Source organism: Streptomyces sp. NPDC127100 (assembly GCF_042724095.1).
Taxonomy (GTDB): domain Bacteria; phylum Actinomycetota; class Actinomycetes; order Streptomycetales; family Streptomycetaceae; genus Streptomyces.
In genome coordinates, this window is sequence record NZ_JBHXFL010000018.1 from 20,740 (window position 1) to 38,791 (window position 18,052).

Genomic DNA, 18,052 nt, shown 5'->3' on the forward strand with positions numbered 1-18,052 from the left:
GCGGCGCACGTACGGCGCCCGGTCCGGCCGGTTCCACCGGTCACCGGCCGCCGTCGGCTCCCAGGCCGTCGAGGGGAACGCCCAGACGACCGGCCACGGTGGTGAGGGCCGCTCCCAGCGGGAGGGCGACCCGGGTGAGGGCGTGCCGGTCGCCCCTGGTCGGGTCCCGGTTGACGATGAGGACCGGCTTCCCGTCCTGGGCCGCCTGGCGGACGAAGCGGAGCCCGGACATCACCGTCAGCGAGGAGCCCAGGACCAGCAGCGAGGCCGCCTCGCGGACCAGCCGCCGGCAGTGCTCGACGCGCTGCGGCGGGACCGTCTCGCCGAAGAAGACGACGTCCGGTTTGAGGATTCCGCCGCACGCCGCGCAGGGCACCACGCGGAAGTCCCCGACCTGCTCGTCGGTGAGGTCGGCGTCACCGTCCGGGTTGATGCCTGCGGCCACCGGTGCGAAGCCCGCGTTGGCCGCCTCCAGCCGCCGGGCGAGCTCGTGGCGCGGGCTGAGGGTCCCGCAGGAGAGGCAGACGACCCGGCCCAGGCTGCCGTGGAGCTCCACGACGTCCTCGCTGCCGGCGGCCTGGTGCAGACCGTCGACGTTCTGCGTGATCACCCCCGAGAGCAGCCCGTGCCGCCCGAACGCGGCCACGGCCCGGTGCCCGGCGTTCGGCAGCGCACGGCCGAACGTACGCCAGCCGAGGTGGCTGCGCGCCCAGTACCGGCGCCGGGCCTGGGCCGAACCGGTGAAGTCCTGGTAGGTCATCGGGGTGTGCCGGCTCAGGCTCCCCCCTTCGCCCCGGTAGTCGGGGATGCCCGACTCCGTGGAGATGCCCGCCCCGCTGAGCACCAGCACACCGCCGGCGCCCAGCGCGTCGACGACCGGCTCCGGGTCCACGGTGCCCGGCGGCAGGTCCTCGGTGGGGGTCCAGCTCAGAGTGGGGCGCATACGCATGCCGCCAGGGTACGGAACGGCCCGCCCGGCCGCCCCGGCCGACCGCTGCGGGCGTCCCCCGAGCCGGAACCGCGGTTCCCCCTGGTCGCGCCGGTAGGCTGCGGCGGTGCGTACGGTTGAGCTCCTGTTGGACGAGGCGGCGGAGCTGGCGGTCCGGGATGCCTGGCGGCGGCTCGCGGAGGCCGGGCTGCCGAGTCAGGCACGCCACCGGTCGCCGACCAACAGGCCGCACCTCACCCTGGCCGCCTGCCCGGAACTGACCGCCCCGATCCGCTGGGAGCTCGCCGAGGTGGCCGCGGCCCTGCCGCTGCCGGTGCGGTTCACCGGCGTCGTCCGCTTCGAGCGGCCCACCTCGGTACTCGCCTGGGCCCTGGACCTCGACTCCACGCTGGCCCGCCTGCACCGCCAAGTGTGGGAGGCGGTGGCCTCGGACAGTCCGTCCGGGGCCCTCAGCCCGTTCCACGAACCGGGGCGCTGGAGCCCGCACGTCACCCTCGGCCGTACCCGGCGGGCAGGCGCGTTCGCCGGCCGGCGGATCCCCGAACTGCTGCCGGCGCCGCCGCTGACGGTCCGGCTCGTCACCCTGCGCAGCTACGACACCGAGACCGGCACGCTGGAGGTGCTGGGGCCCCGCCCCTGAGAGGCCCCGGCCGCCGGGCCGGCCCCGGGGGAACCGGACGCGCACCACCGGCCGTCGTTCGGGCCCGGGGGCAGCCGCCGCCGGCGAAGAGTGGCCTGGACCCGCAGACGGTGCGGAACATCGCGGACACCGCACTGTCGGTCCTGCCCGGGCCGAGGGGCGGAACGGTGGGCGGGAACGACGGCTGCCCGGACGTCGAACGCCGTCCGGGCAGCTCAGGTACCGACGTCGTTGTGTCAGGCGGAGGGGGACGGGGAGCCGGTGGGGACGGGACCGCCGCCGGGTGCGCCCGCGCCGTCGTTCGTGGCGCCGGGGTCGACGGCCATCGTGATGTGGCCGATGACGCCGCGCTCGATGTGCCTCTTGTCGTGGACGAGCTTGAGCAGACCTCCCTGTGTGCCGGTTCCCGGGTAGATCGAGTCCTCGTCGAGGGTCGTCCGTGCGGCGGTGTTCGCCGAGTAGGGGGCGACGTCCACGGTGGCCTTCACCGAGTCCTCGGAGAAGTAGAACTGCCCGGTGTGACAGGTGCGTCCGCCGGTGTAGCCGTCGGAGGTCCGCGAGCCGCCGCTGTGCACCTTGGTGTGGATGTGGACGGCACGGCCGGCGTACCAGCCGGGGAAGACGGTCCGGAAGGTGACGAAGCCCTGGTGGTCGGTCATCTGGATGCCGCGCAGCCAGGTGAGGTCGTCGGTCGGGGTCGCGTGACCGCCCCCGCCGCCGCCCGGACCGCCTGGGCCCTGCGTGCCGTCCGGAGGCGCCGTCGGCGTACCCGAGGGCGGCGGACCGGGAGGCATACCGCCACCACCGCCGTTGCCCATCTCGGTGTAGCCGGAGTAGACACCGGACGCGTCGCAGTGCCAGATCTCGACGGCCGAGTCGCGGATGGGCCTGCAGGTCGCGCTGTCCACCGCACGGAGGACGAGGAGGAGCGGGATTCCGCTGCGGTCCTCGACCACGTTCCGCCGGAAGAGTTCGTAGTCGATGTAGTAGGGGCCCTCGATCTGCTCCGTGGTCAGCGACATGCAGGCGCCGGTCTCGGCGGCGGCCGCCTTCACCGAGTCGAGAGTGCCGGCGCCGGCGGCGTTCCGGTCGGCGGCGCTCGCTCCGGCGCCCGCCCAGCTGAGGGCGCCGGCGCCGGCCGCGCCGCCCAGGGCCAGCATGCGGCGGCGGGACACGAGTCTGGAGACGAGGGCGTTGTCGGGCTCGTCGTGAGAGGGTCTAGGCATGCGCACGACAGTAGGAACGCTGTCTGTGATCCTGATGTGAAACACCCGTCCCCAACGCGCCAACCTATGGCCGGTAGCGGTCTGGTGAAGGACCGCCACGGCCGCTGAGCCCGGCGCGTCGGAGGGACGTTCTCAGTGGTGACCGCCGGCCCGCCGGTTCACGGGCGCCGCCCCACTCGCTCGGCGGACCGCTGCTCATCGTCGGCCACGCTCGCCCGCCCGCGGTCGCCGCGTAGCAGCGTTCCCATGATCCCCGCCCCCGCCAGTACGGCCGTGGCGTGCAGCGCCACGGCGACCGCGACGTTCTCCGGGTAGCTGACGTCACTCGGATGCGCCAGCGCCACGTACACCGTGGCCGGTAGCCTCCAGCCGCTCCAGGCGAACATCGAGCCCGATCCCAGCCACGCCGACGCGAGCAGAAGCGGATACGGCAGCCGGGCCGGCCGGCGTCGTGCGATGGCCAGTACGGCGGTGGACGCCGCGAGAGCCCAGCACGCGCTGACCCCGACCAGCACATGCCAGCCGGCCGGCCGCTCATCGCGGTGCGCGATGCCCAGGGAACCGCCCACCGCCCAGTAGAGCCAGGCCAGGCCGGTCACGGCACCGGTCAGCGCAGGCCACAGCGATCCGGCGGAGGAGCGTGTGCGGGGTGGGTCCGGCCGGCGCAGCATGTCGGGCCGGCGTCGCCAGAGACAGGCGGGAAGCGCGACGGCCAGTGCGATCCCGGTACCCACGAAGCTGCACTGGAGCAGCACCGCTTCCCAGCCCGGCATCGACGCGTCACTCCCCGAGTCGTTCGAACCGCCCGCGTCGGGGGTCACGAACGCGCTGACGACCACGTACGGCAGGATCGACACCAGGAACCCCGACCCGATCCAGGCGAAGAATCCCAAGAGCCGGCCGGGGATCCGCATCCCCCACGGCCGCACCAGCGCCAGGCCCAGCGTGATGCCGGCCGCAGCCATACCGATCGTGACGGTGTTGAGCACCAGCCACCCGCCCAGGCTGAACCCCTGCCCGACCGGCAACAGCCCCAGTAACGAACCGACCACCCACGACACCTTGATCACGAGATACGGCACGAGGGCCGCCGCCGCCCCGTACGCCGCCGCACGCCCGATCCGGTCCCAGCGCTCCACCACGTCTCCCTCCGCCGGCCATCCCAATGCTCCGGCGTCCGTGCGTCCCTCCGCATCAGCCGCCGGGCGCACCCGGCTCCCCCGCTGGTCTGAATCGCCCTCCACCCTGCGGACCACCTCGCACAGGGCTGCTCACGCACCGTCCCCCTGGGTCACTCGTTGCGCCCCGCGGGGGCACTCTCCTGAGCGGGAGTCCTGTCCGTCGGGTGATCCGGATCCCCGGCCGGGGTGGCGGCACGCAGCGCCGCTTCGACCCGGCGGTTGCTGGTCATGGATGCCGTGACGGCCGTCATCGCCAGGAGGAGGCCCGCGGCGGCGTAGAGCGGGGTGCGGATGTCATAGGTGGTGGCCAGCCAGCCGCCGAGGAAGGCCCCGACCGGGGCGGCGCACATGGCCAGCATGCGGGAGGTGGAGGCGACCCGGCCCATGAGGTGCGCCGGGACGATCGCCTGCCGGAGGGACGGCCCGAGCACCATCGTGGCGCCCATGCCGGCCCCGCAGACGGCGAGCGCCAGCCCGGCCGCGTACGGGTTCGGAGCAGCGGCCAGGCCCAGGATGGCAAGACCCTCGACGGTGGCTGTGCAGGTCAGTGCGGTGCCGGTGCCGAGACGTCGGCCGAGGTAGGAGGCGATGCCCGCGCCGAGCAGGCCGCCGGTGGCCTCCGCCGTGAGGAGCAGGCCGAAGCCGTAGGTGTCGATGCCGAGACGGTCGTGCGCGAAGAGGGCGAGGACGGTCTCCACGGCGAGGAAGGCGACGTTCCCGACCGCCGGGCGGAGCGCCAGCCCGAGCAGCACCCGGTCCCGGAAGACGTACGAGGCCCCGGCCCGCGCCTGCCGCAGCAGGGACTCGCGCACCTCCGGCACGGGCCGGGACAGGGCGGGCAGCGTACGTACGAGCAGTGCGGAGAGCATGAACGACACCGCGTCGGCGAGCAGCGGGAACGTCCGCCCGAGCGCGAGCAGCGCACTGCCCGCGGGCGGCCCCGCGAAGCCGGACATGGCGGTCTGGGCGCCGCGCAGGCGGGAGTTGGCGCGCTCCAGGAGTTCGGGGTCGCGGTCGAGCAGCTGCGGCAGATAGGCCGTGGCGGCCGTGTCGAAGAAGAGCCCGCCGAGACCGAGCAGGAAGGCGACGGCCGCGAGCAGTGGGATGCTCAGCACGTCGAGCACGGCCGCCGCCGCGGGTATCCCGAGCAGGACCGCACGTGCCGTGTCCGCCACCCACATCGTGCGCCGCCGGTCCCAGCGGTCCACCAGCGCACCGCCGAGCACCCCGAAGAGTAACCACGGCAGCGTCCCCATGGCTGTGACGACGGCGAGCGCCATCGGATCCCGCGTCAACGTCAGCGCGAGCAGCGGCAGCGCGGCATGCGTCACCCCGTCACCCAGCGAGGAGACCGTCTGCGCGGCCCACAGCCGTCCGAACCCGGTCGGCAGCTTCCTGGTCCCCTCGGTCACCTGGAGCCTCCGTCCGCCTGCTCGCGCGGCGCCGGCCGGAACAGCGCGAAGGCGAGCGACACGTCCGGCAGCGACGGGTCCGACAGCTCCCGGTACTCGTCCGCCAGGGCCTGCAGCCGCGCCGCCAGCTGCGCGAACTGCTCCTCGGTGAGACGCAGATGTGCCATCCTTACGTGCCGCTCGTCCACCGGGGACGCCTCCAGGTCCGCCACCGCGTGACGCATCAGCACATCCGGCCCGCCCTCGCCCGGATCCGGCAGCGCGATCGACCGGGCGGCCATCGCGTAGTACCGCTCGGTGACACCCCGCACCTTCCGTGTCCGGACGACCTTCACCAGGCCGGCCCGCTCAAGGAGCCGTACGTGATAGCTGGAACTCCCCTTCGCCAGGCCCACGCGCTCGGCGATCTGCGTGATCGTCGCGGGCTCGAAACGGAGTACGGCCATGATCCGGTGGCGCGTGAGATTGGAGACGGCGCGCAGCTGCTCGTCAGTGGTGACGTGAAACGTCTCGGGAAGGTCGCTGGTAGACATGCGAGCAATGGTCAACGATTCTTGACCATTGCGCAAGGGGATTGGCGAACGGGGTCGCCCAGGGGGTGTGTCCCAACTGCGGTCCTGGGCCGCCGGGTTCTCGGTGGCCGGGACTAGGACCAGCGCCCGATGGCACCCGGTCACTTGATCTCTAAGCTCGCTGCCGTCCATGGCCCCGGACGCGGCCGCCGGCTCCCGCCGGGCCCGCCCCGATCAGGAGGTACGACGATGCCGGCTGACGGCACAGCTCACATCCGCATGGCTCGGCCCTCACGCGACCTCCGAGCAGCGGAACACTTCTGGGTCTCGGGCCTCGGCCTCGACGTCCTGTACCGGCATGCGGCGGACGGCACCCCGGGAGAGAGCTCACTGCTCATGGTCGGCTGGCCCGACGCCGGCTGGCACCTGGAACTCGTTCACGATCCCGCGGCTCCCGTGGAGCCGCGGCCGACCCCCGAAGACCTCCTGGTCGTCTACCTGGGCGAACCGGTGCCCGACTCCCTGGTGGGGCGGCTCGAGCGGCACGGCGGGAAGAGAGTGCCGGCTCACAATCCGTACTGGGACACCTGGGGTGTGACTCTCCGGGACCCCGACGGCTATCTGCTGGTGCTGTCCACCCGCGCCTGGTCCAACTCGTAGGCCGCGCCTGCCGCCCCGGGCGTCGATCCGGCCCGGCGGCTCCGGAGCGGCCGCAGGCCCGGCCGCGTGGGAGCGAGCCGGGCCTGCGGACGTGTGAGTTGCAGTCAGACGTAGTACGGGTGCATGAAGTGCGTCTGGCCGTACACGAAGCTGTTCGGTGCGGACTCCCAGCCCAGGAGGGCGCCGTTGAACATGGCGTCGGGCTCGGCCGTCCAGGTCCACAGGCGGACGATGCCGGTGGACGAGTCGCCGTACATGGCGCCGAGGTCGTCGCGCCCGTCGCCGTTGTAGTCGCCGGCCACCAGCTGCATCGACGAGACGTCGAGGCTGCCGCTCAGGGTGAGCTTCGGCGCGGGACCGAAGGCGGTGCCCGTGGAGAGAAGGGTCCGGACCGTGTCCGTGCCGTCGGTGTGGTCGTACCAGAACATCAGGTCGTCGCGGCGGTCGCCGTCGAAGTCGCCGGTGCGCGGGTGGGCGCGGTTCCAGTCGTACGTGGTGGCCGCCGGGCCGGTCCACCAGGTCGCCGGGGTGGTGAAGACACCGGCCGGTGTGGTGGGGAAGACGTACGTCCTGATGCTGTTGTCGCCCTGGCCGTAGAGCAGGCCCACCTCGTCGCGGCCGTCGCCGTTGAAGTCGCCGGTCACGAACTTGGAGCGGGAGGCCAGCCAAGTGCCCTTGGGGCCCGACCACTCGGACGGGATCAGCCGTACGACGCCACCGCTGCCGTTCGACGTCAGCGTCCACAGCTTGGTGACGCCCGTGGTCCTGTCCACGTTCCAGATCGCCACGTCGTCGTAGCCGTCGCCGTTGAAGTCGCCGGCCAGCGGGGTCATGTAGCTCTCGTGGAAGGTGACGTGGTTCGGGACCACCTCCCACGCCTTGGCCGGCTCGCTGTAGGTGCCGTCCTCCTTGCCGAGCGCGATGAACAGCTTGACGCTGCTGTCGCCGTAGCCCTGGATCGCCGTGAAGTCGGCGCGACCGTCACCGTTGAAGTCGCCGGTGGCCCGCTTCATGTGCTCGTTGCCCCACTGGCCCACGGCCGAGGTGTACGTCTTCTTGTAGCCGCCGAGGCTGCCGTCGGGCTTGCCGGAGAAGCTGTACGTGGCGTCCGTGCCCTGCGGGAAGACGTACCAGGCCGACATGTCGCTGCGGCCGTCGTGGTCGAGGTCGCCGCGGACGGCGGTGTTGCTGGACCACACGGCGGTACCGGACGCGTCGCGGATGACGAAGTCGCCGGAGTCCAGGAGGGCCGCTCTGCCGCCGGTCGCGCTGGTACCGGACCGCCACAGAGTCGTGGTGCCCGCGGCGTCGCGGACGACGAGATCGCCGTCCGCGCCGAAGTGGGCCGTCGCGCCCGCGTTGCCGGACGTGCCCGTGGACCACAGGTCCTTGCCCGCGACGGACGTGACGACCAGGTTGCCGTCGGCGCGCATGGCCACCCGGGCGGAGGCCGACACCAGGACGTCGCCCGTCCGCAGGGTCTGGCCGGCCGTGAGGGCCGAGCCGAAGCTCATGCCGTCCGTGCGGGTCGCCACAGCGCCCGTACGCGTCTCGGACGATCCGAAGCAACCACCCTGCCAGGACCGGGTGTTGATGCCGACCAGCTCGAAGCCGCCGTCGGACTTCCGGCGCAGGAGCGGGCCGCCGGTGTCGCCCGCGCAGATCGCGTCGTCGGCGGTGGCGCCCGAGAGGGACAGGGTCCCGCTCGTGACGCTCTCCACGCCGAAGGTGGCGGCGTGCAGCTTGTCGGGGCGCCACTCGCTCTTCGTACGGCCGAAGCCCGCCGCCTTCAGGACCTCGCCCTCGGCCACGGGCGTGGCGGCCACCGGGACCGGTGCGACGCCGGTCGCCGGGGCGCCGAGCCGGGCCAGCACGAGATCGGTGCCCTCGCGCGGCACCAGCTCGACGACCTCGCTGACATGGCCACCGGTGCCCGCGAGGTCGTTGCGGCCGACGGTCGCCACCGTCTTCAGGGCGGGCCTGCCCGCGGTGACCGTGCCGCCCGCCACCGGGTCGGCGGCGAAGCACGCGGCGGCCGTGAGGACCCATTGCGCGTCGATGAGCGCGCCCGTGCAGGCTCGTGTCCGGTCGCCCTCACCGATGCGCAGGTCCGCGGTGAACGCGTACGAGGCGTCGGTGACGGCGGCGCCTACCACCGCGTTCGCGGGGATCGCGGTGGCGAGCAGTCCGGCGACGGCGCCGAGGGTGACTATTCCCGTCATCCAGGCGGAACGAGGGGATCTTCCGGTCACAGAGGTTCCTATCTGTTCTGTACGGAAAGGGTGATCAGCGGCCCGAAGGAGTCTCCAGGTCGCGGGACTCCTCCACGGCAGGGCCGAGGAAACGATGATGGTCTACGGGACGGTCGAGGTGCGCGTCGACCGCGACACGGACGGCGCGGAAGGGTCGCCTCTTCACGGACGCGGAGAAGGCGTCGGTTCCGTTGCGTGACGAACGAGAACGCGGGACGCCCTCAGCACCGCACTGTACGTGAAGATCGCCGAGTTCGGCGGCAGTTGCAGGGTGCAGGGGCACTCGCGCGGGTCCGGGGCTCGCCCGCGCGTCGGTCCCACGCGTTGAAGAGCACTCCGCCCAACGTGAAGATGCCGTGGAAGCCTCTCACGATCGCGGCTGTTGCGCCGCTTCCTGAGCCGCGAGCTCTTCCGCGGTGCCCAGGAAGGCAGGGCCGCACCCCGCCGGAAGACGCCGGACCACCATGGCGACGGCCTCCTGCGCGGTTGCCGCGGGGCCGACCGTCTCGCTTCGCCGAGGGCCGGAAACCCAGTAGGTGCCGCCGGCGGCGGGCTGGATGTAGGGGATGTCCCAGGTCCACGGCCATTCGGTGCACCGGCTGAAGTGGAGCTCTCCCATCCCGGTCCAGGGGAACAGTCGCCGCAGGCGCGGCTCGGCGCAGGCCGCTGCCAGCAGTTCCACCCGTACACGCCCGTCGTCTCGTACCGCCTGCCAGCCTGCTTCGACGACCGTGTCGCGCGTTGCATCCGTATTCACATCACCAGCGTGCACGACGGACGCGGCATGGCCACCCGGAACGACGAACAGCCCGACGCGAGAGAGGCTTCGGCGTCCCTGCTCAAGTCCCAGCGCGACGGAAGCTCAGAGGACGGGGGCCGGCTCGGGCGACGGCTGCCACTCCCGCCTGAGCAGTCCGTAGATCCACGAGTCGGATACGTCGCCGTTGACGACGCAGTCCTCCCGCAACGTCCCCTCACGCACGAAGCCGAGCTTCTCCAGCACGCGGGCAGAAGCCACATTGCGTGTATCGGCCTCGGCTTGGACGCGGTTCAGGTCCAGCGTGTCGAACGCCCACCCGAGCAGAGCGCGCGCGGCCTCGGTCGCGTAGCCCTGGCCCCACGTCGTGTCGTCGTAGCAGTAACCGAGCGACGCGCTGCGGAAGTCCGGATTCCAACCGCTCAGGGTGCACCAGCCGATGAACGCCCCGTCGGAGACACGATCCACGGCCATCCGTGCCCCTGTGCCCTCCCGTTCCATCCGCCGGCAGGCAGCGATGAACTCCTCGGCGCGCGAACGTTCGGTCCACGGTGGTGAGTCCCAGTAACGAAGAACGTGGGCGCTGCTCTGCAGTGCGAAGAGGTCGTTCGCATCCGTGTCTTCGAAGGCACGCAGTCGGAGACGAGCGGTGTGCAACGAGGGGACGGGCAGCGACGCCCTCATGTTCACTCCCTGGTCGGCGGCCGACCCATCAGACATCCGCATGCGGGTCACTCGCAATGGGTTTTCTCGGCGGTCGGCAGACGGGTCCGCGACGAGGCGCAGCCTGTGCGGCACGACCCGCAGGGTACGGCGCGCTCCCTCAGCCAGGCCGTCCATGCCTTCGGGCGGGCTCAGCCGCCGCTGGTGAGCCAGGCCTCCGGGTCCGTGTACTGGCCGTCCAGAAGGACCTCGTAGTGGAGATGCGGGCCGGTGGACAGCCCCGTCGAGCCGACGAGCCCGACAGGGGAGCCGCTGCTCACGCTCTGGCCGGCGCTCACCTGGAGGACGGACAGGTGGCTGTAGGTGGTCTCCAGCCGCTTCCCCTGGATCGTGCCGTGGTCGATCACGACGCGGTAGCCGTAGGCCGAGGTCATGGCGGCGAACTCGACCCGACCCTCCCGCGACGCGGACACCTGGGCCCCTTCCGGCGCGCCGAAGTCGATGCCGGTGTGGAGCTTGGTGACCTTGGTCAGCGGGTGGACGCGTGAACCGAACGGCGAGGTGACGGTGAGCGTGGTGACGGGCGGCCTCAGCAGCGCGCCGGAGACCTGGGCGCCGTCCTGTTCGGGATTCTGCGAGACCAGGGCGTCGTAACGCGGCAGCCGCTGCTTGACTCCGAGCACGAACGCGCGGGCCGAGGCGGGGACCTTGCCGGCCTTTCTGACCTCGTCCAGGCCGGCCGTGTACGCGGCGAGCGTGAGGTCGGCGACGTCGCCGCTGACGGCGCCCTCCGTGCGGAGGGCGGTCACCTTCTCCGCCAGGGAGCAGTCCTGCCGCCCCAGCGCCATGATGGCGTCCACCGCATCGTGGGGCGAAGACCTGCCGTTGCCGTCGTCGTCCCGGCCCCAGGCCTTCCAGCCGGCGTCCGTGAAGCGTGCGATGCCCTGCTCGGAGAGGCTCGCACTGTCGTCCTGCCACCCGGAGAGCTGATCGACGTGCGCGGCGAGGAGTGCGGGCGTGACGCCCGCGCAGTCCGCGGTCGCCCTGCGCAGCCAGGGCACGTAGGAGCCGTCCACATTGCTGACGTCCGAGCGGCCCGGCTCCGAGTCCGGTGCCAGGACCGTGCCGAGGTTGCCGCTCAGGGCGAGGAAGGCGACGACCCCGGTGGACGTCACCAGTGCGGGCAGGACGATCAGAGTGAAGGGACCCGGGCCCCGCCGACGGCGTGCGGGCGCGCGAACGTCCCGTTCCTCGGCGGGTGACGCGTCCTCCACCGGTCCGAGCGTGGAATCGGCGGCGGCCGAATCCGTCGTGGTGGGGTAAGTCGGGTTTTCCCCGTCCTCGGTCACGTGCTGGGCCGGCTTCATGAAGGTGCCACGGCGGGACGTGATGCAGGCGGGGTGTATCGGCTCACGGGCACACGCTAAGGGGCCACTGACGGGGCGTCACCGGCCGAAAGGGCATGGCCAACTGCCCGATGAGGCGCAGCCGATGCCCCGCACGACAGCGCGGGCGGCCGGCGCACGGGTGCGGGCGGGCGGAGCCGCGGGCGTGGGGGCGGCCCCGGTCGAGGGGCCGCCCTCAGGGGGCGCCGACAGCCGGGTTCCGGCAGCCACGTAGCGGTAGGCCGGAAATGATGGTGCCGCCGGACCGACGGGAAGGGATCAGGGGCGGAGACGCAGGTGGTCTCGCCACGAGGTGCGGCCCGCTTCGGCGTCGACCAGTTCGGAGGCCTGGTGGGCAGGGGCGGACTCCGGGAAGTACGCGCTGTCCTTGGGGCGGTTCCGGTCCGTCGTCGAGCGGGGGCGTGGGGCCGGCTCGAGGTGGGGGATGTGCTTGGAGCAGTGGACGTAGGCTTCCTCGACGGTGAGGTGCACCCACAGGTGCGGCTGGCGGCCGGGCGCGGTCTCGGCCGGCAGCTGCGGGTACCACGCGCGGATCTCGTGGTCCGCGTACAGCCGGACCGTGCCGTTCACGTGCAGCCCTATGTGGTCGTGGGTGAAGTCCATGAAGAGCATGCCGAGCTGGGGGTTCTCGGTCATGTTGCCCGCACTGGCCAGAACGCCGTTGCCCCGGTATTCGGGGTACATCAGCGAGAGGTCGTCGGGGGAGACGCAGAAGCCCTGCGGCCCGGCGCGGAAGCTGGCGTCGCAGGCTCCCCGGGAGTCCGCGGTCGACAGGAACACCATGCTCTGCCGGGCTATGAACTCCCTCATGGCGGGGGTCAGGTAGGGGTGCACCTGACGGTCGTAGAAGGCGGCCGCCCGGTCGGCGGTGCCGAGCTGCTGCTGCAGCAGGCGTTCTCCGGAGGAGCCTGGCATTTCGTGGCCGTTCACAGGTCGGTCTCCTCGTCGGACGGAGGCGGCCCCAACGGGGCGGTCAGTACGGGGGTGTCCCAAGGGTCGTAGTGGATGTGTCGAGGCGGGACACCGTGGCGCCGCAGGGCCTGCACGGCCTCGCCCAGCATTTGCGGCGGGCCGCACAGGTACGCCTCGTGCCGGTACCAGGGGCCGAACTCCGCCAGCACCTCGGGCAGCGTGCCCTCCAGGCCCGCGATGCGCTCGTGGGAGACCGCTGCCCGGACGCGGAGCCAGTGGTAGCGCTGGGACATGCGCAGCATGTCATCGAGTCCGTACAGTTCGTCCGCCGTTCTGGCGCCGATGAACAGACTGACCTCACGTGAGTTGCCGATGCCGTCCCGGGCCGCTTCCTCGATCAGTGCGCGAATCGGGGCAAGGCCGGTGCCGCCGGCCACGAAGAGCAGGTCCCGCTGGCGGGTCGGGCGCAGGACCATGGCGCCTTCCGGCGGGCCGAGCCGGACGGGGTCTCCCGGACGGGCGTGGTGGACGAGCGCGTTGCTGACCTGTCCTCCACGTACGGCACGTATGTGGAACGTCAGCTCGTGACTGGGTCGTGGGGCGTGCGCGGGGGAGTACTGGCGCCACAGTCTCGGTGCCCACGGCGTTTCGACGCTCACGTACTGGCCCGCCACGAACGGGTACGGCTGGTGCGGCTGGACGGTGATCTCGGCGATTCCATGTCCGCGGTGCACGTGCCCGACGATGTGCGCGTCCCACACGGCCGGACGGTCGAGGGCGTCCTCCTCCGCGGCCCGGACCATCACGTCCGCGGCCGCCGTGTAGGCGCGCTGCCATGCGGTCGCCAGCGCCGGGTTCCAGGCCGGGCCCGCGAAGTCGGAGAGGGCCTGCAGCAGGCATTCACCGACGGCAGGGTAGTGGGCGCTCTGCGTGCCGAACTTGCGGTGGCCGCGTCCCAGACGGGAGCAGAACGCTATGAGGTTGTCGGTGTCGTCGACCAGTTCCACGATGCGCAGCAGTGCGCGCACCAGACGTTCCCGCTGGACATCGAGCTCCGCCGGAAACATGTCCCTGACCTGCGGGTAACGCGCGAACAGGATGCTGTAGAAGTGCGCGGCCAGCTCGGAGACATGAGGGGTGAAACCGGTCAGGCTGGCCCGTATCAGCGCGACGTCCTCGGCACTCACAGGGGGCGGGGCGGCTGCGATGTGACCGGGCGCCGCCGGGAAGACCGGGCGGGCCGTGCCGGGCCCGCTCCAGCCGTCCGCCGGCGCGCTCGGTCTGTCGGGGTGAGAGGTCAGGTGCATGGAATCGAACCTGCCCGTCACCGTCCACCCCAGACCTGTTCCGTCGCCGAAGCTGCACGGACCCGGAGACCGGGCGCTTCCTGCGAGGTTCGAACCCCTCCGCCTCCCTCGCGCGCTGCTCGTCCCCGCGCGGCGAAGCCGTGCGTGGCGAATCCCCGCATGGCGAGTCCCTGCGCGGCGAACAGGAGGCCCGGGGCGTGCGGGTCGCAGCGCTCTCTTCGCGCACTCCCCGGTGCCGGGCGAGGTCTACCCGAAGCGGCCCGGGCCGGGGACGTAACCCTGAGGGCGGGGCCCAGGACGAAACGCGGGATCGCCGGGCGCTCTTGCACCGGTACGGCGTGACGGCTTTCGGTATCGACCACGCCACCATGCGGCATGGGTTCGAGACGGGTGACGCCAGTGCGCCGGGGAGCGCTGTGCATGGAACTCACGTACCTTCTTCTCTCCACGTCGGCACCCTCGGCCCAAGCGGTGCGACGTCGTGGGACATTGGACCAAAACCGCCGAGAGCCACGCGCATGTGTGCAGATGCGTACGCTGACAGCCCGGCTGCCTGGGACGGGCAACCGTCAGGCGCCCGTCACCTTAGCGTCCGAAGACGGCGCCGAACGATCCAGGAGGGTTCGGCGGAACCATCCATGGGGGTTACCGAACGGTAGGTCAACGTCCGTTCGCTGCACAGGCAGGGAGTACCGCGCACGCCCGCTCCGCGCGTCGTCGTGCCATCCGGGCTCCGGCACCCTGAATCCGGGTGACCCGACGGAGCATCTCGGCCGACTTGCGCATTGTTTGTCCTGGCCGGGTTGCTGCGTCACGTATGGGAAGAGGCTCCGCAAATGGATCCGGCATCACCGGACCCACTCGACCTCGCAGAGACCTCGAACCGGCGTCACCACAAGGGTGATCAGCCCGGCGGCGGTGGGAGTCGACACGACTTCGGCGAGACGCGGAGTCGACGCCAGGGCGTGGACAGGTCTCTTCGTGGAGTTCCGGGGGGGGGCAACAGCGCACGTGCGCTGCCGCGGAGGCCGTGAGGCCGATTCAAGCAGTGCCCGACGGTTTTGGTTCGGTGCCGGATTCCCCCGGAGCTCCCGAGGAAGGGGAAGCAGCGCCGCCGTCCAGGCATGTCAGCGAGACGAGGACGAAGGCCTGAGCACCCTGGGGCGGCTGGACGGGGAGGACGGCGAGCACCGTCCAGTTGCCCTTCGTGAGGGAAAGCGCCTGGGCATCCACATCGGGGCCCGGTTGCCAGCCGTACTCGGAACGGGCCCGCGCGAAAGCCGCCTTGAGTGCGGCGTTCACAGTCTCCGGCGCATGCCGTCCCGAGAGCCGTTCGTAGCACCTGCCCAGGGAGTTCGATGGCTCCCTCTCCACCTCGATACCCTCTGCGGCCAGTACCGACCTGATCTCCGACACCGCCGTGTCCGCGGGCAGAGCCGGGCCGGAGAAGCGCGGGGGAAGTGGCCCGAGATCCGCAGGGGCACAGGCTGCCGCGGTCATCAGCGTCGCCGTGACGACGCACGCCAGGGCCGAGCGTCTCAGTCGCTGTCGAACGATGATGTCCGTCCTCTCTCAGTCCTCGACGGCTGACCATACTGCCGTCCTGGAGAGTCCGACGGACCACCAGCCATGACAGCGGCCGCCCAACCGGCCCGGAGCGGGGCCGTGCCGATCCCGCTGGCGGCAATCGGACCTCGTAGTGCGGCGCGGTCCGCACTTCCGCAACACGCTCCAGGTTCTGTCTCTTCGGTCAGCGTGGGGTCTGGACGAGGATGCGGGCGAGATGGTTCCGGTACTGCGCAGGTCCAACTCCTAGGAGAGTGAAGGAACAGTGCGTTTCGTCTGCAGAAGTAGTTCGTGCATACTGCATACTTCCGCAGGCGGGGTACGGCGTTCCGGCTGGGCCGCACTGACCAGGGGACATGCAGATATGTACACCGGTACACCGGTCACCGGCGGCTTCGGCGCGCTTGTGCACCGTCTACGGACGGAGGCCGGGCTGAGCCAGGAGGAGCTGGCACATGCTGCGGGGGTGAGCGTGCGGGCGCTGTCGGACATGGAGCGCGGACACACCCGGGGGCCGCAGCGTCGCACCGTGCAGGCCTTGGCTGCCGCCCTCAGCCTGGACGAGTCCGGCGCCCGGGAGCTGGAACACACCGCGAGCTTGGGCCGTCCCCGGAGAGCCCGCATCACGGATGCGCCAGCACCTACGGTCGTACCGGATGCTGTTGAGCAGACCGCTGCGCCCGATCTGCTGCCGCGCGCACCGCGTGGCTTCTACGGACGGGCGACGGAACTCGACGCCCTGTCCCAGGCCGCCGACGGCGAGGCTCCCGTCTGTCTGGTTGTCGGGCCCGCCGGGGTCGGGAAGACAGTCCTGGTGCTGCGTTGGGCCCACCACAACCGTGCCGGATTTCCCGACGGGCAGCTCTACGCGGACCTGCGTGGCTTCGGCGACACGGGCGAGCCTGCGCTCATCGAGGTGCTGCGTGAGTTCCTGCTGGCGCTCGGTGTGCCACTCGGGCGGATACCGGAGTCGGCGAATGGCGCAGCCGCGCTGTTCCGGTCGCTCGCCGCCGACCGCCGGCTCCTCGTAGTGCTCGACAACGCGCGAAACTCCGAGCAGGTCAGACCGCTCCTTCCAGGCGGCCGCCGCTGCGTGACTGTCGTCACCAGCAGGCACCGGCTGCCGGGGCTGATCGTCACTGACGCTGCTCGCTCCGTCGCGGTGGATGTGTTGGGACCGCAGGACGGCACAATGCTCCTCGCCGCGGTACTCGGCACGGAACGGGTGAACGCGGAGCCGGTGGCCGCGCGACGGCTGGCCGAGCTCTGCGACGGACTGCCCCTCGCGCTGCGGGTGGTAGCTGCCCGGATGACGCAACGACCCGGCTTTTCTCTGGAGGCGATGGCTGCCGAGCTGTCCGACGAGACGCGCAGGCTGAGCCTGCTGGATGTGGAGGACACCGGCGTGCAGGCGGCGCTGCGCGTGACGCTGCAACAGCTTCCGCAGGACGTCTCCCGTCAGTTCGCCCATCTCGGCCGCCACCCCGGTACGCACGTCGACCGGTATGCGGCGGCAGCCCTGTCGGACACGAATCCGCCAGCCGCCGAAGCCGCCTTGGAGAGACTGGCCGTCGCGCACCTCGTCACGGAGACGGCGCCCGGCCGCTGGACCATGCACGATCTCGTGCGGCTCTACGCACGGAGCCTGGATGTCGCGCCCGAAGCGCTCAAACGCGTTCTCGACCACTACATCACCACGGGCCTCGCGGCCGTGGCGGCGGCCGAGCCCGGCAACGAGGAGTGCTTCCCGCTGCCGGCGGACTACCTGCCGCCCGTTGCCGTCCGGGAGTTCGCTGATCGGTCCGCCGCCGTGGCCTGGTACGCGGCAGAGAGGGATGACCTCGTGCTTGCGGTCGCCGCGGCGCACGCTGCCGGACTGCACGGCAGGACCTGGCGGCTTGTGCTGACGCTGTGGCCGCTGATCGTGTGGCGTGTACGGGACGGCTGGGTCTCGCTCCTGGAGACCGGGCTCGAGGCGGCACGGGCCGACGCCGATCAGCACGGTGAGTCACGAGTGCTGAACGTGCTCGGCTGGGTGCTGATCGAGGAGGGGCGCATCGAGGAGGCGCTGACTCACCTGAGGGCAGCCTCCGCGCTCGCCTCCCGGACAGGCGACCCGGTGGCCGAGGCGAACTCCCTGATCGTTCTGGCCATGGCGCAGGCTGCACTCGGCGGCCTGGACGAGGCCGCGCAGGGGTGTGAGCGGGCGGTGGAGCTGGCCCGCAAGGCTGACGATCGGACCATCGAAAGACTGGCCCTGCAGCACCTGGCCCGTCATCGGGCCGACGCCGGGAACTGGCGCGAGGCCCTGGACACGGCGACTGAGGCACTGACCTACGATGACCGGTCCGGCACGGCCGACATCCCCCGGATTCTGCTGCTCATGGTGAGAGGAGAGGCGCTGCTGGGCCTCGGGGACAAGGCCGAAGGCATCGAGCAACTCGATCTCGCAGCCCGGGAAGCGGAGTCCTCCGGCTACGAGGACGGCGCGGTACGGGCGCTCGGCGTCCTGCTGAGGGTTTCCGCGGACACGAAACTCCAGGCACGGTACGACGCGGCAGTCAAGCGGCTCACGACGCGGACGTCAGGTTGAGCAGTCGGCCCCTGCT

14 protein-coding genes are annotated in these 18,052 nt (G+C 71.5%); 3 read left to right on the top strand and 11 right to left on the bottom strand.

Features of this window, described 5'->3' with window-relative positions:
• Nucleotides 1–40 precede the first annotated feature (40 nt).
• Nucleotides 41–949 (bottom strand): NAD-dependent protein deacetylase, encoded by a 909-nt coding sequence (locus tag ACFWJB_RS18425; RefSeq protein WP_386923331.1) that lies wholly within the window; start codon nucleotides 947–949, stop codon nucleotides 41–43.
• Between the two features lie 106 nt (nucleotides 950–1,055).
• Between ACFWJB_RS18425 and ACFWJB_RS18430 the strand changes: the two genes are divergently transcribed.
• Nucleotides 1,056–1,589: a 2'-5' RNA ligase family protein gene (locus ACFWJB_RS18430; RefSeq protein WP_386923333.1), complete on the top strand. Its 534-nt coding sequence runs from the start codon at nucleotides 1,056–1,058 to the stop codon at nucleotides 1,587–1,589.
• Between the two features lie 236 nt (nucleotides 1,590–1,825).
• On the opposite strand, the gene ACFWJB_RS18435 is transcribed toward ACFWJB_RS18430, so the two are convergent.
• The 4 genes from ACFWJB_RS18435 to ACFWJB_RS18450 form a co-directional block, all read right to left on the bottom strand.
• Complete coding sequence (locus ACFWJB_RS18435) at nucleotides 1,826–2,815, bottom strand: intradiol ring-cleavage dioxygenase (protein WP_386923335.1); 990 nt, start codon at nucleotides 2,813–2,815, stop codon at nucleotides 1,826–1,828.
• Nucleotides 2,816–2,973: 158 nt separating this feature from the next.
• Nucleotides 2,974–3,954 carry a hypothetical protein gene (locus ACFWJB_RS18440; protein WP_386923337.1) on the bottom strand — a complete coding sequence of 327 codons (981 nt, stop codon included), beginning with the start codon at nucleotides 3,952–3,954 and terminating at the stop codon, nucleotides 2,974–2,976.
• A gap of 152 nt (nucleotides 3,955–4,106) precedes the next feature.
• A complete protein-coding gene (locus ACFWJB_RS18445; RefSeq protein ID WP_386923339.1) occupies nucleotides 4,107–5,408 on the bottom strand; it encodes an MFS transporter in 1,302 nt (433 codons plus the stop codon).
• Nucleotides 5,405–5,941 (bottom strand): ArsR/SmtB family transcription factor, encoded by a 537-nt coding sequence (locus ACFWJB_RS18450; protein ID WP_386923341.1) that lies wholly within the window; start codon nucleotides 5,939–5,941, stop codon nucleotides 5,405–5,407. Before ACFWJB_RS18450 ends, ACFWJB_RS18445 begins: the two co-directional genes overlap by 4 nt.
• Before the next feature lie 228 nt (nucleotides 5,942–6,169).
• On the opposite strand from ACFWJB_RS18450, the gene ACFWJB_RS18455 reads away from it, so the two are divergent.
• The gene (locus ACFWJB_RS18455; protein ID WP_386923343.1) at nucleotides 6,170–6,580 is read left to right on the top strand and encodes a VOC family protein; all 411 of its coding nucleotides are present in this window, start codon (nucleotides 6,170–6,172) and stop codon (nucleotides 6,578–6,580) included.
• A 104-nt stretch (nucleotides 6,581–6,684) separates the two neighbouring features.
• Here the strand turns inward: ACFWJB_RS18455 and ACFWJB_RS18460 are convergent, their stop codons facing one another.
• The 6 genes from ACFWJB_RS18460 to ACFWJB_RS18485 all read right to left on the bottom strand — a co-directional run bounded on the left by ACFWJB_RS18460 (nucleotide 6,685) and on the right by ACFWJB_RS18485 (nucleotide 13,877).
• Complete coding sequence (locus ACFWJB_RS18460; RefSeq protein WP_386923345.1) at nucleotides 6,685–8,802, bottom strand: FG-GAP-like repeat-containing protein; 2,118 nt, start codon at nucleotides 8,800–8,802, stop codon at nucleotides 6,685–6,687.
• 397 nt (nucleotides 8,803–9,199) lie between these two features.
• Nucleotides 9,200–9,589, bottom strand: coding sequence for a DUF6193 family natural product biosynthesis protein (locus tag ACFWJB_RS18465; RefSeq protein WP_386923346.1), 390 nt, complete (start codon nucleotides 9,587–9,589; stop codon nucleotides 9,200–9,202).
• A 105-nt stretch (nucleotides 9,590–9,694) separates the two neighbouring features.
• The gene (locus ACFWJB_RS18470; protein ID WP_386923444.1) at nucleotides 9,695–10,273 is read right to left on the bottom strand and encodes a GNAT family N-acetyltransferase; all 579 of its coding nucleotides are present in this window, start codon (nucleotides 10,271–10,273) and stop codon (nucleotides 9,695–9,697) included.
• 170 nt (nucleotides 10,274–10,443) lie between these two features.
• Nucleotides 10,444–11,601 (bottom strand): M23 family metallopeptidase, encoded by a 1,158-nt coding sequence (locus tag ACFWJB_RS18475; RefSeq protein WP_386923347.1) that lies wholly within the window; start codon nucleotides 11,599–11,601, stop codon nucleotides 10,444–10,446.
• A gap of 315 nt (nucleotides 11,602–11,916) precedes the next feature.
• Nucleotides 11,917–12,588 carry a pyridoxamine 5'-phosphate oxidase family protein gene (locus tag ACFWJB_RS18480; protein WP_385462566.1) on the bottom strand — a complete coding sequence of 224 codons (672 nt, stop codon included), beginning with the start codon at nucleotides 12,586–12,588 and terminating at the stop codon, nucleotides 11,917–11,919.
• Nucleotides 12,585–13,877, bottom strand: coding sequence for a globin domain-containing protein (locus ACFWJB_RS18485; RefSeq protein ID WP_385462569.1), 1,293 nt, complete (start codon nucleotides 13,875–13,877; stop codon nucleotides 12,585–12,587). Before ACFWJB_RS18485 ends, ACFWJB_RS18480 begins: the two co-directional genes overlap by 4 nt.
• A gap of 1,930 nt (nucleotides 13,878–15,807) precedes the next feature.
• Between ACFWJB_RS18485 and ACFWJB_RS18490 the strand changes: the two genes are divergently transcribed.
• Nucleotides 15,808–18,036, top strand: coding sequence for a helix-turn-helix domain-containing protein (locus tag ACFWJB_RS18490; RefSeq protein WP_386923350.1), 2,229 nt, complete (start codon nucleotides 15,808–15,810; stop codon nucleotides 18,034–18,036).
• Nucleotides 18,037–18,052 lie beyond the last annotated feature (16 nt).

Coding starts and splice junctions, on each gene's coding strand:
- ACFWJB_RS18485 (WP_385462569.1), bottom strand. CDS start 13,877: ATGCACCTGACCTCTCACCCCGACAGACCGAGCGCGCCGGCGGACGGC.
- ACFWJB_RS18470 (WP_386923444.1), bottom strand. CDS start 10,273: ATGAGGGCGTCGCTGCCCGTCCCCTCGTTGCACACCGCTCGTCTCCGA.
- ACFWJB_RS18435 (WP_386923335.1), bottom strand. CDS start 2,815: ATGCCTAGACCCTCTCACGACGAGCCCGACAACGCCCTCGTCTCCAGA.
- ACFWJB_RS18455 (WP_386923343.1), top strand. CDS start 6,170: ATGCCGGCTGACGGCACAGCTCACATCCGCATGGCTCGGCCCTCACGC.
- ACFWJB_RS18490 (WP_386923350.1), top strand. CDS start 15,808: ATGTACACCGGTACACCGGTCACCGGCGGCTTCGGCGCGCTTGTGCAC.
- ACFWJB_RS18425 (WP_386923331.1), bottom strand. CDS start 949: ATGCGTATGCGCCCCACTCTGAGCTGGACCCCCACCGAGGACCTGCCG.
- ACFWJB_RS18460 (WP_386923345.1), bottom strand. CDS start 8,802: ATGACGGGAATAGTCACCCTCGGCGCCGTCGCCGGACTGCTCGCCACC.
- ACFWJB_RS18450 (WP_386923341.1), bottom strand. CDS start 5,941: ATGTCTACCAGCGACCTTCCCGAGACGTTTCACGTCACCACTGACGAG.